This is a genomic window from Streptomyces sp. Go-475, from assembly GCF_003330845.1.
Lineage (GTDB): Bacteria > Actinomycetota > Actinomycetes > Streptomycetales > Streptomycetaceae > Streptomyces.
The window spans coordinates 5632522-5646264 of sequence record NZ_CP026121.1 but is presented as its reverse complement, the minus strand read 5'-3'; the positions used below and the strand labels follow the sequence as shown (position 1 = coordinate 5646264).

The following is a 13743-nucleotide window of genomic DNA, read 5'->3' as shown; positions in this document are numbered from 1 at the left end:
GCCGGAGGTCAGTTGGGCTTGGTGTCGATGACTCCGACGCGCTCCGCGGGCGTCTTGCCGCGCAGGGCCTTGCGCAGTGCCGCGACGACGTCCTGCGGTGTGACGTCCCTCTTGCCGCTCGCGCCCTCGATCTTCACGCCCACGAAGGTCGTGCCGTAGGCCTCCTGGAGCGCCTTGAGGTTGTACGTGTCCACCAGTTTGCCGTCGACGGCCTTGAAGCTCAGGATCTTCGGCAGCGACAGCCGGCCGAAGTCGATGCTGTGGGCCGCGTCGGTGCGGACGGTGACGAGGTCGGACATCGCGGGCTGCGCGATCTCCTTCAGCACCCGGTCGACCTCGGCGTTCGAGACACTCGGCTGCCGGGTGGTGGTCGGCAGGTTCACCGTGCCCGCCGCGCCGGTCTCCACCTGGGTGCGGTACGCCTCCTCCACCGCCTTGGTCGACCGGGCGAGGTCGACGCCCTTGCCCGGCTTGCCGTAGACGGGGACGGCCTTGCCGCCCTCGAACTTGATCGTGCCGTCGGTCGAGGCGCCCGAGCCGCCCGCGGCGTTCTCCAGGGAGGCGTGCAGCTTCTCCTCGTCGACGGGCATGACGGGCGTGACGACCCGGTGGTTGCCGAACAGCGAGCCGATCACGGAGACCGGGTTGTAGTCGCTCTTCGCCGCCGCGTCGGCCGTGGCGTCCATGTCGAACTGGAGGCCCGCGTTGTCCGGGTCGAGGACGACGGTCTTGCCGCCCACCGACAGCTTCAGCTCCTTGCCGACGCGGTCGTCGAAGGCCTTGTCGAGCTTCTTGACCGCGTCGTCGCGGGTGCCGCCGCCGATGTCGACGCCGAGCACGGTGGTGCCCTTGGGCACGTCGGTGCGGTTCATCAGCAGGCCGGCGCCGTAGACGCCACCGGCCAGGACGACCACGCCGGCGGCGAGCAGCACGAGCTTGCTGCGCCCCTTCTTCTTGGGCGCCTTCGCGGAACTCGCCGGGGGCGGCGAGACCGGCTCGGGCAGCTTCGGGGCCGTGTGCGGCACCGGGCCGTCGCCGGGCGCGCCCGGGCCGAACGGCGAGGCCGTGCCGGGCGGTACGACGGGGATGCCGCTGGTGACGGTGTGCCCGGAGACGTTGTCGTGGCGGGGGGCGTAGCCCTGACCGTCCGGCGGCTCGGGGGCCGGCTTCTGCGGAGTGAGGATGGCGGTGTCATCACTCATGCCACCGCTCTGGCCTGCGGCGCCCTGGCCTGCGGCGCCGGGGCCGGTGGGGGCGCCGCCCCCGGGGCGCGCGGGACCGCCCGGGCCACCGGGGGCACCAGGGCCCGCGGGGCCGCCGACGGTGGGGTGGCTGCCCGTGGCCGCGGGGCCGCCAGGGCCTCCCGCGCCGGCGGGGCTGCCGGGTGCGCCCGGGCCACCGGGGCCGCCTATGGCGCCCGGACCGGCGGGGGCACCGGGGGCTCCCGGGCGGCCGGGGTCGGTGAAGGCGCTGGGAGCGCCGGACGTGCCAGGGGCGCCGGGGCCACCCGGACCACCCGGGCCTCCGGGGCCGCCGAAGGCGCCAGGGCCGCCGGAGCCACCGGGACCGCCGCGCTCGTTGTATCCACCGGGGCCGCCCGGAGCGCCGGGACCACCGGGCTCGTTGAAAGCACCCGGACGACCGGGGCCACCCGGCTCGTTGAAGGCACCGGGGCCGCCGGGCTCACCGAAGGCGCCAGGCCCGCCGGGGCCACCCGGACCGCCCGGCTCGTTGAAAGCACCGGGGCCGCCGGGCTCACTGAAGGCGCCAGGCCCGCCGGGGCCACCCGGACCGCCCGGCTCGTTGAAAGCACCGGGGCCGCCGGGACCACCCGGCTCCCCGAAGCCGCCAGGCCCACCGGGACCACCCGGCTCGCCGAAGGCACCCGGACGACCGGGACCACCCGGACCGCGCTCGGTGTAACCGCCCTGGCCGTTCTGCCCCGGGAAGCCGTCGGGCGCGCCCGGGCCGGCGGCCGGGGGCATCATCGGGCCGTCACCGGTGACCGGGCCGCCGGTCGGGCCGGTCGGCCCCTGGGTGCCGGGGCCGCCGTGGTCGGCGAAGTCGCGGGACGCGCCCGGGTCGCCGTAGCCGCCCTGTCCGTTCTGGCCGCCGCCGTTGTCCGAGAAGTAGGGCAGGTCGTCGCGGCGCGGTTCGCCGCCGTTGCCCGGGGCGGGACGCGAGCCGTTGCCGAGCGGGCCGGCCGCCAGTGCCTCGGTGACGTCGAAGGAGCCGGTGCCGCCGCCGTGCCCGGGCGCGACGGGTCCGCCGGTCGCGCCGCCCGGGAGCCCCGCGCCGTTGGTACCGCCGGACCGGGAGCCGCCCGGCGCGCTCATGGAACCGACGACGCCTCCGGGCCGCCCGGCACCGGGCCGTGCCCCACCGGACGCACCCGCGCCGGAACCGGGGCCGCCCGCGCCGGAACCGGACGCCGCCGGACCGGAACCGCCCGGCAGACCGGCCCCGTTGGTGGAGCCGCTGCCCTGACCGCCCTTGCCGCCGCCGGACTTGCGGGGTGCGAACCAGTCGCTGGCCGGCTTGTCCTCGGCGGGCTGAGCCGACTCGGCGGGAGACTCGACCGTGCCCGCGCCCCGGGACGCCGTGCCGCCCGGCGCCGTCGGCGCCTCACCGCGCGTGTCGGTGTCGCCCGGGCCGTCCGCTTCCGCGACGGGCTTGCGCACCACCACCGGCGGAATGGGCCGCGACCCGGGGATGTTGATCCGGATCCGGGTCGTCAGCGTGGTCTCGGTCTTGCGTTCCTCCGGCCGCGCGGCCGAACGGTCCGCGCCCGTACCGCCGTCGGAGACCGTCGGGGTCCCGTACGGCGGCGTACCCGACGGGTAGGCGGCTCCGCCGCGCCCGTTGGGCCCGGAGGACGGAGTGTCAGTTTCACGACTCAAGGCAGGTTCTCCCGGTTGGCTCCGCCGCCCGACACAACCTCACGCGGGCAGCTCGGCGGCGCGCACCACCATACTGGCCACTTCTCACCCGTATCCCAGGACCGCCATGGAAACCCACACCGGACCCCCACGCGCAGGTCCTGGCGAAGCGGTACGTCACTTGCCAAGTCGGACGGGACCACCGTCGGGTTGCCGCCCCGGGGCGAAGGTGGCACACATCACAGCCACGGCGATGCCGCCGAGCAGGAAGAGATAGGAGCCGCTCCCCGCGGCGAAGAGGAAGTCGCCCTCCGGGCGGCTGGCGGTGAGCAGGACGACGGCGAGCATCCAGCCGGCCGCGGCCGCGACGCCCCCGGCCCGGCCACGGAGGACCCGGGCGGCACCGAGGACGAGCCCGGCCTCACCGGCCAGGGCGAGGATCAGCCCGCCCGGGAACCACCCCGGCTGCACGAGCGACCCGGCCGCCCCCACGACGGCCCCGAGCAGGAAGAACCCCAGGCAGGCGGCGGCCCGTCCGGCGGAGGGCGGCCGCATCGGCTGGGCGAGCATCGGCGTCCGGTCGCTCATGAGGCCTCCTCGACACCCGCGAACAGGTCCGTCTCCCGCTCGCCTGAGCCCCGCTCGCCCCGCACCAGCTCGTAGTACTCGGTGGTGAGGATCGGCTGGGCGAGTTCGTTGGACAGCACGAAGTACGGCTCGGCCACGGTGATCTGGGTGGCGTGGGCGCGCATCGCGGCGGCCTTGGCGGCGGCGTGGGCGGTGCCGTCGATCACGGCGGTGATCCGCTCCTCGGCCACGACCCCGGGTACGTCGTCGACCTCGGCCGTCTTGGTGAAGGGGGTGCCGGGCAGGTCCTCCCGGAGCCGGGCGAAGGACTGCTCCACAACAGGCCGGGGGACCCGGTTCCAGTAGATTTTGGGGATCGTCCAGCCGGTCTCGGCGGACAGCTCGGCGGCGCGCATGGCGACGCGGTGGGCCTGGATGTGGTCGGGGTGGCCGTAGCCGCCGTGGTCGTCGTAGGTGACGAGGACCTGGGGGCGTACCTCGTGGATCACCTCGACGAGGTGGGCGGCGGCCGCGTCGACGTCGGCCTGCCAGAAGCATGCGGGGTCGTCGTTGTCGGGCAGGCCCATCATCCCGGAGTCGCTGTAGCGGCCGGCGCCGCCGAGCAGGCGGACGTCCCGGACGCCGAGCGCGGCCATGGCGGCGGCGAGCTCACGGCGGCGGTGCTGGCCCAGGGCGGCACCGGTCAGGTGCGCGAGCTCCGGCGGGATGACCTCGCCGCGCTCGCCGAGGGTGCAGGTGACGAGCGTGACGTGGGCACCCTCGGCCGCGTACCTGGCCATGGTCGCGCCGTTGTTGATCGACTCGTCGTCCGGGTGCGCGTGCACCAGCAGCAGACGCCGGGAGGGCAGTTCCGTCATGGGACCACCCTACGAGGTCCCAGGACGGTCAGAACTTGATGCTGCCGATCATGCCCGCGATGTTGGTCGTCAGCTCGTTGATCGTGGGAGCGACGGTCGAGGAGGCGAGGTAGAAGCCGAGCAGCATGCACACGATGGCGTGCCCCGCCTTCAGCCCTGACTTCTTGATGAGCAGGAAGACGATGATCGCCAGCAGCACCACCGCCGAAATCGAGAGTGCCACGGCGGCTCACCTCCAAAGATCCACAGGGGCGCGGGGGGTCGGACTATGGGGGCATTAAATCCGTACAGCAGCCAGCAGGTTCATACCCACTATGCGACATTGATCATAACTATCCGTCCGTGCGCATCGATCGGCGCACGGCCGCACAAGGGGGCGCATGGCCAATATGGTCAGGGCATGACGACCGAGCCTGACTCCTTCCCCCGACGGCACGCCCGTACCCAGCGCTTCACGCTCGGCGCGCCGCGTTCGTTCACCGTGGCGCCCGACGGTTCGCGTGTCGTGTTCCTGCGCTCCGGTTCCGGCACGGACCGGGCGAGTTCGCTGTGGGTCCTCGACACGGAGGAGGGCGGGGAGCGCGTGGCCGCCGACCCGCGCGCCCTGCTGGGCGGTGCCTCGGAGGACCTCTCGCCGGAGGAGCGGGCCCGGCGCGAACGCAGCCGCGAGGGCGGTGCCGGCATCGTCGGGTACGCCACCGACTCGGCCGTCGAGTTGGCCTCTTTCGCCTTGTCAGGGCGGCTTTTCGCGGCCGAGCTGCGGGCCGGGACGGCGCGTGAACTGCCCGCTCCGGGGCCGGTGATCGACCCGCGTCCGTCGCCCGACGGGCGGCATGTCGCCTATGTGGCCCGGGGCGCGCTGCGGGTGGTGGGCGCCGAGGGAGAGGGCGACCGGGCGCTCGCCGAGCCGGAGTCGGAAAATGTCTCGTTCGGACTGGCGGAGTTCATCGCGGCCGAGGAGATGGGGCGGGCGCGCGGTTTCTGGTGGGCGCCGGAGTCGGACCGGCTGCTCGTGGCGCGCGTGGACGACACGCCGGTGGAGCGGTGGTGGATCGCCGACCCGGCGCATCCGGAGCGGGAGCCGCAGCGGGTGGCGTATCCGGCGGCGGGCACCGGCAACGCGGAGGTGCGGCTGTTCGTCGTCGGCCTGGACGGGGCGCGCACGGAGGTGGCCTGGGACCGGGCCCGGTATCCGTATCTGGCGCGTGTGCACTGGTCAGGGGCGGGTGCGCCGCTGCTGCTCGTGCAGTCGCGTGACCAGCGCGGCCAGCTGATCCTGGCCGTGGATGCGGACTCGGGCGCGACGCGGATGGTGCACGCCGACGAAGATCGAACATGGCTGGAACTTTTCGCTGGGGTGCCGTACTGGAGCCCGTCCGGGCAGCTGGTCCGGATCGCGGACGAGGGCGGCGCGCGGGTCCTGGCGGTCGGGGAACGGCCGCTCACGGGAGCGCAGTTGCACGTCAGGGCCGTGCTGGACGTCTCCGACGACGACGTGCTGATCTCGGCCTCGGCGGGCGAGGAGGCGGCCGAGGCGGAGACGGGCCAGGTGCATGTGTACCGGGTCAACGAGCTGGGCGTGGAGCGGGTCTCGCAGGAGCCGGGCGGGCACGCGGCGGTGCGGGCCGGGGGCGTGACGGTCCTGGTCTCGGCGACGCTCGACCGGCCGGGTTCGCGGGTGCAGGTCCTGCGCGACGGAAAACCGATCGCGTCTGTCCGTTCGTACGCCGAAGATCCTGGTATGTCCCCCCGCGTGACACTCACCGAGGGGGGCGCACGCCGAATCCCGTGCGCCGTGCTTATGCCTCGGGACTACGCCGGTGACACCCCCCTGCCGGTGCTGATGGACCCCTATGGGGGCCCGCACGGCCAGCGGGTGGCAGCGGCCCACAACGCGCACCTCACCTCGCAGTGGTTCGCGGACCAGGGCTTCGCGGTGGTGGTCGCGGACGGCCGCGGCACCCCGCACCGCTCCCCCGCCTGGGAGAAGGCGGTCCACCACGACTTCACGGTGACACTGGACGACCAGGTGGAGGCGCTGCAGGACCTCGCGCGGCGGCACCCTCTCGACCTGTCCCGGGTGGCGATCCGCGGCTGGTCCTTCGGCGGCTGGCTGGCGGGCCTGGCGGTGCTGCGCCGCCCGGACGTCTTCCACGCAGGGATCGCGGGCGCGCCGGTGACGGACTGGCGGCTGTACGACACGCACTACACGGAGCGCTACCTGGGCGTCCCGGCGGAGCACCCGGAGCCGTACGCGAAGAGCTCCCTGGTCACCCCGGACGGGCTCTCCTCCCCCGCCGAGCCGCACCGCCCGCTGATGATCGTGCACGGCCTCGCCGACGACAACGTCGTGGTCGCCCACGCCCTGCGCCTGTCCTCGGCCCTGCTGGCCGCCGGCCGCCCGCACGAGGTACTGCCGCTGTCCGGGGTCACGCACATCACCCCCCAGGAACAGGTCGCCGAGAACCTGCTCCTCCTCCAGGTGGACTTCCTGAAGCGCTCCCTGGGCCTTACGGGCACCTGAGCCCTGAGCACGGCAACGGGCCGGGGCGACATGGCGCGCCCCGGCCCGCTTACGGCACCCGCACGGCCGTACGCTGAACAGCCTGACGCGTCCGTATATCGGGACCGGGTCAGCCAAGTTGCCTGCGTGTTAACGCAGTTCGCGGGGGTTTGCGGGGCTGTGCGGCCTCGGACGCCACGAGTTCCACCTCGAAGCCGTCCGTGTTCACGAGGTAGGCCGCGTGGTGCCCGGGGCCGCCGGCGTGCGGGTAGCGGTCGGCGAAGAGGGGCGTCCAGCCGTGGCCGGGCGCCTCGACGGCCAGCGCGTCGACCCCCGCGGGAGGGCCCGCGTGGAACGCGAGATGGTTGAGCCCGGGCCGCATGCGGTCGTGCCCGGCGGCGCTCATCGCCGGCGACTGCTCCACGACGAGGTACACCGGGCCGAGCCGCCAGCTCCGGCCTCGTTCCCAGTCCTGGTACGGCAGCCAGCCGAGGCGGCCGAGGAGCCAGCCCCACTCGCGGACGGCGCGGGGCAGGTCGGGGACCCACAGTTCGATGTGATGCAGCATGCCGGGATCCTCCGGCACGCCGGTTCCCGGCACCCCTGGGGGGTGCCGGGAACCGGAGCGGCGGCGGGATGGATCAGGCCGCGTGGACCACGTCCTTCTCCTCGGCGAAGTGGCAGGCCGACTCGTGGGCCGCCGGGGAGTCCGAGCCCTGGAAGCGCTCCGGGACGGCCAGGAGGGGCACCTCCTGGGCGCACTTGTCCTGGGCTTTCCAGCAGCGGGTGCGGAAGCGGCAGCCCGAGGGCGGGTTGGCCGGGGACGGGACGTCACCGGTGAGGATGATCCGCTCGCGCCCCTCGCGGGACTCCGGGTCGGGGACCGGGACGGCCGACAGCAGCGCCTGGGTGTAGGGGTGCGTCGGGTGGTCGTAGATCTCCGTGTCCGTGCCGATCTCGGCCATCTTGCCGAGGTACATCACGCCCACCCGGTCCGAGATGTGCCGGACGATCGACAGGTCGTGGGCGATGAAGAGGTAGGAGAGGTTGAACTCGTCCTGCAGCTTCTCCATCAGGTTGATGACCTGCGCCTGGACGGACACGTCCAGCGCGGAGACCGGCTCGTCGCAGATGATGATCTCGGGGTTGAGCGCGAGGCCGCGGGCGATGCCGATGCGCTGGCGCTGACCGCCCGAGAACTGGTGCGGGTAGCGGTTGATGTACTCGGGGTTGAGGCCGACGACGTCCAGGAGCTCCTGGACCTTGCGGCGGCGGTCGCCCTTCGGCGCCACCTCGGGGTGGATCTCGAAGGTCTCCCCGATGATGTCGCCCACCGTCATACGGGGGTTGAGCGAGGTGTACGGGTCCTGGAACACCATCTGGATGTTGCGGCGGACGGCCTTCAGCGCACGCCCGGACAGCTTGGTGATGTCCTGGCCCTTGTAGAAGATCTCGCCCGCGGTCGCCGTCTCCAGCATCATCAGCAGCTTGGCGACGGTGGACTTGCCGCAGCCGGACTCGCCCACGATGCCGAGCGTCTCGCCCTGGTAGAGGTCGAAGGAGACCCCGTCCACGGCCTTGACCGCGCCGACCTGACGCTTGAACAGGATGCCCTGGGTCAGCGGGAAGTGCTTGACCAGGTTGCGCACCTGGAGGATCGGCTCACCGCGCTCGACCGGCGCCTCGATGGCGGCCACGGCCTCCTCGTCGGTGGCGGCGTCGACCGTCTCCACGTCGGTGACGTTGGGGGTGGCGTCCATGGACTCGTCCGTCTTCTCCAGCTCAGCCATGGATCGTCTCCTTCCAGAAGTGGCACGCGCTGCCGCGGCCGGCCAGCTCGCCGCCGTCCCGCTCGGTGACCGGCAGCAGCGGCGGGACGTCCGTACGGCAGATGTCCTGTGCCTGGGGGCACCGCGGGTTGAAGGCGCAACCGGACGGGATCCGCGTCAGGTTGGGCGGCAGGCCCTTGATCGCGTACAGCTCCTGGCCCTTCTGGTCCAGGCGCGGGATCGAGTCCAGCAGACCCTTGGTGTAGGGGTGCGCGGGCCGCTTGTACAGCTCGTGCACCGGGGCGGTCTCCACGATCCGGCCCGCGTACATCACCGCGATCTTGTCCGCGACGTCGGCGACCACGCCGAGGTCGTGGGTGATCAGGATCAGGCCCATGTGGTACTCGCGCTGCAACTCCGCGAGCAGGTCCATGACCTGTGCCTGGACCGTCACGTCGAGAGCCGTGGTGGGCTCGTCGGCGATGATCAGGTCCGGCTCCAGGGCGAGCGCCATCGCGATCATGATGCGCTGGCGCATACCGCCGGAGAACTGGTGCGGATAGTCGCCGACGCGCTCCTTCGCGGCCGGGATCTTCACGCGGTCCATCAGCTCGATCGCCTTGGCCTTGGCGTCCTTCTTGGACATGCCCTGGTGGACGCGGAACATCTCGCCGAGCTGGTAGCCGACGGTCAGGACCGGGTTCAGCGACGACAGCGCGTCCTGGAAGATCATGGCGATGTGCCGGCCGCGGATCTTGCGGCGCTCCTCGGCGGACATCTTCAGCATGTCCTGACCGCGGAAGAGGATCTCCCCCTTGGGGATGCTCCCGGGCGGCATGTCGAGGATGCCCATGATGGCCTGGGCGGTGACGGACTTGCCGGAGCCGGACTCGCCGAGCACGGCGAGCGTCTCGCCCGCGGAGACGGAGTAGTTGACGCCGTTGACGGCCTTGGCGACCCCGTCGCGCGTGCGGAACTCCACGTGCAGGTCGCGGACTTCCAGCAGCGGACGGTCCGCGCCCCCCGAGCCGTCGGGGGCGGGACTCTCGGCCACTTCATCGATGATGGTCACGTACGCCTCCCTCAGCGCAGCTTGGGGTCGAGGGCGTTGCGTACCGCATCGCCGAACATCAGGAACGACAGCACCGTGATCGAGACCATCACCGACGGGATGATCAGGGTGTGGGGCGCGATACGGAGCTGCTCACGTCCTCGCGCGACGTCGCCGCCCCAGGATACCGCCGAGTCACCGAGACCCACGCCCAGGAAGGACAGGGTGGCCTCGGCCGCGATGTAGCCGCCGAGCGCGATGGTCGCCACGACGATGATGGGCGCGAGGGCGTTGGGCAGGATGTGCCGGAACAGGATCCGGGACGTCGAGGCACCGAGCGCCTTGGCGGCCACCACGTAGTCCGCCTGCTTGATGGTGATGACGGCACCGCGGGCGACCCGGGCGATCTGGGTCCAGCCCAGGAAGGCGAGGGCCATGATGACGACCCAGACGGTGCGGTCGTCGAAGGAGTTGAGCACGACCAGGGCGCCGAGCAGGAACGGGATGCCGAGGAAGATGTCGGTCAGCCGCGACAGCAGGGTGTCGGTCCAGCCGCCGAAGTAGCCGGCGATCATGCCGATGAACGTGCCGATGATGGTGACGGCGATGGTGACGCCCACACCGACGGTGATCGAGGCGCGGGCACCGTAGACGACGCGCGCGTAGATCGAGCGGCCCTGGACGTCGTAGCCGAACCAGTCGGGAGCGAAGAAGTGCCCCCAGTTCGGCTTCCCCAGGTAGTGCTTGGCCAGATCGGCGTCGCGTGGCGAGGCGTTGGTGAACAGCCCCGGCCAGAGCGACATCACCAGCAGGAACACGATCAGCGCGGCCGAGACCAGGAACAGCGGGTTGCGGCGCAGGTCGTGCCAGGCGTCGGACCAGAGGCTGCGCGCCTTGTCGGGAGCCGGGCCGGAGTCGGCCACGACCACGCCCGCGGTGCTCACGGTGTCACCGGGGAGGGCGTCGACCTTCTTCTCGACGGTTTTGTCAGGCATACCGGATCCTCGGGTCCAGGACCGCGTAGAGCAGGTCGACGATCAGGCTGGCGGCGAGGTAGATGAGCACCATCAGCGAGGCGATTCCCACGACCGTGGCGCCCTCACGCCGGCTGAGCGCGTCGTAGATCTCGATGCCGATACCCCGCACGTTGAAGATGCCCTCGGTCACGATGGCGCCGGTCATCAGGTTGCCGAGCTCGATACCGAGGAAGGTGACCACGGGGATCAGCGAGTTGCGCATCAGGTGGACACCGATGACACGGCGGCGGGGCAGCCCCTTGGCCACGGCGGTGCGCATGTAGTCGGACCGCAGGTTCTCCGCGATCGACGTCCGGGTGAGCCGGGCGACGTAGGCGAGGGAGAGGGACGCCAGCACGATGGCGGGGAGCATGAGCTGGGAGAAGTCCGTCGAGTCCGTCACCGTGGGCGTGGTGACCGACCACTGGAAGGCGAACAGGTACTGCAGCAGGAAGCCCAGCACGAAGGACGGCATGGAGACGAGGACCAGGGTCAGCGTCAGCAGCCCGCGGTCCCGCAGCGTGTCGGGGCGCAGACCGGCGACCACACCGAGGCCGATGCCCACGAGCGTGACGAAGGTGAAGGCGAAGAGCGTCAGCCTGATCGTCACCGGGAAGGCGTCAGCGATGATGTCCGCGATGGGCCGCTGACTGGCGATCTGGGTACCGAAGTCGCCCTGGAACAGCCCGGTCATGTAGTTCACGTACTGCTGAAGGAGCGGCTGGTCGAGACCGAGCTCCTTCTTGATGCCCGCGACCACTGTCGGGTCGTACGCCTGGTCTCCCATCATCGCCCGGACGGGGTCGCCGGGCAGGGCGTACATCATGCAAAAGATGATCAAGGTTGACCCGATGAACACCGGGATCATCTGGAGCAGTCGTCGTGCGACATAGCGCCCCATAGGTGCCTCCGTGAGGGGTTAACGCAGGTGCGGGGGCCGTCTCCTGGTGACGAGACGGCCCCCCGAACCTCCCACCGCCACCTGGGCGGCGGCGGGCTTACGGCCGAGTGGGAAGAGCCCGGAAAGGCTCCTCTTACTTGGTGGTGACGCCCCAGACCTCGAGGTCACCGTGGAAGTCGACGTTGACGTTGTCGACGTTCTTACCGTGGCCGCCGTTGATGCGGTAGTACCAGAGCGGGATGGCCGGCATGTGCTCGACCAGCTTCTTCTCGACCTCCTGGAAGGCCTTCACCGACGCGTCGAGGGACTTGGCGCTGTCCGCCTTGTTCATCAGCCCGTCGATCTCCTTGTTGGAGAAGTGACCGTTGTTGGCCTCGGCGGTGGAGTGGTACAGCTCCTTCATGAAGTTGGCGTTGACCGGGTAGTCGGCGACCCAGCCACCGCGGTACATGCCCTTCACCTGGTCGTTGTCACGGGCCTCGAGGTCCGTGGCGAAGTCCGGCTTCGGGTCGCCGACGCAGTCGACGCCGGTGGCCTTGCGGATGGACTCGCAGACCGCGGTCACCCACTCCTTGTGTCCACCGTCGGTGTTGTACTGGATGGTGAACTTGTTGCCCGGAACGCCGCCACCCTCCTGGATGAGCTGCTTGGCCTTCGCCGGGTTGTACGTGAACACGTCCGTGTCCAGGTTCTGGTAGCCCTTGACGCCCGGCGGCGTGAAGCCCTGGGCCGGCGTGCGGGTCTTGTTCAGAACCGTGTCGGTGATCGTCTTGCGGTCGATCGCCATCGACAGGCCCTGCAGGACCTTCGGGTCGATGTCCTTGAACGTCTTCGAGTAGAACGCCGGGGTCAGCGTCTGGATGGCCGCGTACGGCTGGTCGATGGCGCCGTCGCCCAGGTCCTGCTTGTACTTCGGCAGGTCCGTCGGGCCGACCTGGCGGATCATGTCCAGGTTGCCGGAGACGACGTCCTTGTAGGCGGCTTCGACCGTCGTGTAGTTCTTGAACTGGACGCCCTTGTTCTTCGCCTTGTTCGGGCCCAGGTAGTCGTCCCAGGCCTTGACCTGGATGAGCTTCTTGTGGTCCCACTTCTCGAAGGTGTAGGGACCGTTGCCGACCGGCTTCTGGCCGAAGGCCTTCGGGTCGTCGTAGAAGACCTTGGGCAGCGGGGCCCACGTGGTGTAGCCGAGCTTGTAGATGAAGTACGGCATCGTGTACTTCAGCTCGATGGTGAAGGTGTGGTCGTCCACGGCCTTCAGACCGGACATGGCCTTGGCCTTCGGCTCACCCTTCTCCGGGTGGACATCGTCGTAGCCCTTGATGTCCTGGAACCAGAAGGAGTTCTGCTGGTTGTTCTTGATGTTGGCGTACCAGTTCCAAGCGTCGATGTACGACTTGGAGGTGACTTCTTCGCCGTTGTGGAACTTCCAGCCCTTCTTGAGCTTGACCGTCCACGTCTTCGAGTCCTTGGTCGTGACCGACTCGGCGTTCGTGTAGACGATCTCGCCCTTGGCGTCGAAGTCCAGCAGCTGCGTGAACAGGGCTTGGATGACGTACGAGCCGTTGCTCTCGTTGGTGTCAGCCGGGATCAGCGGCTTCTGCGGCTCGCCGACGTCGATCGAGACGTATCCCGCAGGCCCGGAACCCTTGTTGTTCCCCTCGTCATCACCGCTGCCGCCGCAGGCGGTGGCGGCCAGGGCGACGACTATCGCCCCCGCGACCCACTTGGCGCTCCTGGCACCGCGCATGGGTTCCTCCTATGAAGTCATTGGTTCACCGCAAAGGGAGCACAGGACAGACCACCGCCACCGCCCGTCGCCGGTGCCGGAAATCGTCAGGTGCCCCCGCGCTCGTGAGTCGCGCCGCTGCCGGCGAGTGACTCTTCATCCGAGCTCTACGCGCCTAACTATCTGCCAAACGCCAGGACCGAACCACACTCTCGAGGTCTCGGTTCGATCACAGCTCGCGTATACATCTTCCAAAATCCGGACAAAGGGTTTGGTGAAAGATCCCTGCGAAACGGACTTGTTACACATCTATCGGTAGCGACTGTCCGCATTCCGGACGCGAGAGTGAGATAAACCGCTTGCGACTACCGTGGCTCCCGTGCAAGGTGCCACCGGCGGCTGTCGCGCGCTCAAGAAGGCTGTGCGGCAAGGCCGTTGCGCGTTCCCCGGACC

The 13743-nt window shown here is 70.5% G+C and carries 11 protein-coding genes; 1 reads left to right on the top strand and 10 read right to left on the bottom strand.

From position 1 onward, the window contains the following. Nucleotides 1–8: 8 nt before the first annotated feature. The 4 genes from C1703_RS39880 to C1703_RS26085 all read right to left on the bottom strand — a co-directional run bounded on the left by C1703_RS39880 (nt 9) and on the right by C1703_RS26085 (nt 4547). A complete protein-coding gene (locus C1703_RS39880) occupies nt 9–2900 on the bottom strand; it encodes a hypothetical protein (RefSeq protein ID WP_343236408.1) in 2892 nt (963 codons plus the stop codon). A gap of 156 nt (nt 2901–3056) precedes the next feature. After that, complete coding sequence (locus tag C1703_RS26095) at nt 3057–3467, bottom strand: DUF6113 family protein (RefSeq protein WP_114255140.1); 411 nt, start codon at nt 3465–3467, stop codon at nt 3057–3059. Next, nucleotides 3464–4324 carry an N-acetyl-1-D-myo-inositol-2-amino-2-deoxy-alpha-D-glucopyranoside deacetylase gene (gene mshB / locus C1703_RS26090; RefSeq protein WP_114255139.1) on the bottom strand — a complete coding sequence of 287 codons (861 nt, stop codon included), beginning with the start codon at nt 4322–4324 and terminating at the stop codon, nt 3464–3466. Before mshB ends, C1703_RS26095 begins: the two co-directional genes overlap by 4 nt. Before the next feature lie 28 nt (nt 4325–4352). Next, nucleotides 4353–4547 (bottom strand): hypothetical protein, encoded by a 195-nt coding sequence (locus C1703_RS26085; protein WP_030842840.1) that lies wholly within the window; start codon nt 4545–4547, stop codon nt 4353–4355. A 177-nt stretch (nt 4548–4724) separates the two neighbouring features. Between C1703_RS26085 and C1703_RS26080 the strand changes: the two genes are divergently transcribed. Next, entirely contained in the window at nt 4725–6848 is a 2124-nt protein-coding gene (locus C1703_RS26080) for a S9 family peptidase (RefSeq protein WP_114255138.1), read from the top strand. 109 nt (nt 6849–6957) lie between these two features. Here the strand turns inward: C1703_RS26080 and C1703_RS26075 are convergent, their stop codons facing one another. From C1703_RS26075 to C1703_RS26050, 6 genes are all read right to left on the bottom strand, one after another. Continuing rightward, nucleotides 6958–7395, bottom strand: a complete 438-nt coding sequence (locus tag C1703_RS26075; RefSeq protein ID WP_114255137.1) for a VOC family protein — start codon at nt 7393–7395, stop codon at nt 6958–6960. 73 nt (nt 7396–7468) lie between these two features. After that, nucleotides 7469–8617 (bottom strand): dipeptide ABC transporter ATP-binding protein, encoded by a 1149-nt coding sequence (locus C1703_RS26070; RefSeq protein WP_114255136.1) that lies wholly within the window; start codon nt 8615–8617, stop codon nt 7469–7471. Further along, a complete protein-coding gene (locus C1703_RS26065) occupies nt 8610–9662 on the bottom strand; it encodes an ABC transporter ATP-binding protein (RefSeq protein ID WP_269803234.1) in 1053 nt (350 codons plus the stop codon). Before C1703_RS26065 ends, C1703_RS26070 begins: the two co-directional genes overlap by 8 nt. A gap of 17 nt (nt 9663–9679) precedes the next feature. Next, complete coding sequence (locus tag C1703_RS26060; protein ID WP_114255134.1) at nt 9680–10642, bottom strand: ABC transporter permease; 963 nt, start codon at nt 10640–10642, stop codon at nt 9680–9682. After that, the gene (locus tag C1703_RS26055) at nt 10635–11564 is read right to left on the bottom strand and encodes an ABC transporter permease (RefSeq protein ID WP_114255133.1); all 930 of its coding nucleotides are present in this window, start codon (nt 11562–11564) and stop codon (nt 10635–10637) included. The genes C1703_RS26060 and C1703_RS26055 overlap by 8 nt, the downstream gene beginning before the upstream one ends. A gap of 133 nt (nt 11565–11697) precedes the next feature. Beyond that, nucleotides 11698–13311 (bottom strand): ABC transporter substrate-binding protein, encoded by a 1614-nt coding sequence (locus C1703_RS26050; RefSeq protein ID WP_114255132.1) that lies wholly within the window; start codon nt 13309–13311, stop codon nt 11698–11700. Nucleotides 13312–13743 lie beyond the last annotated feature (432 nt).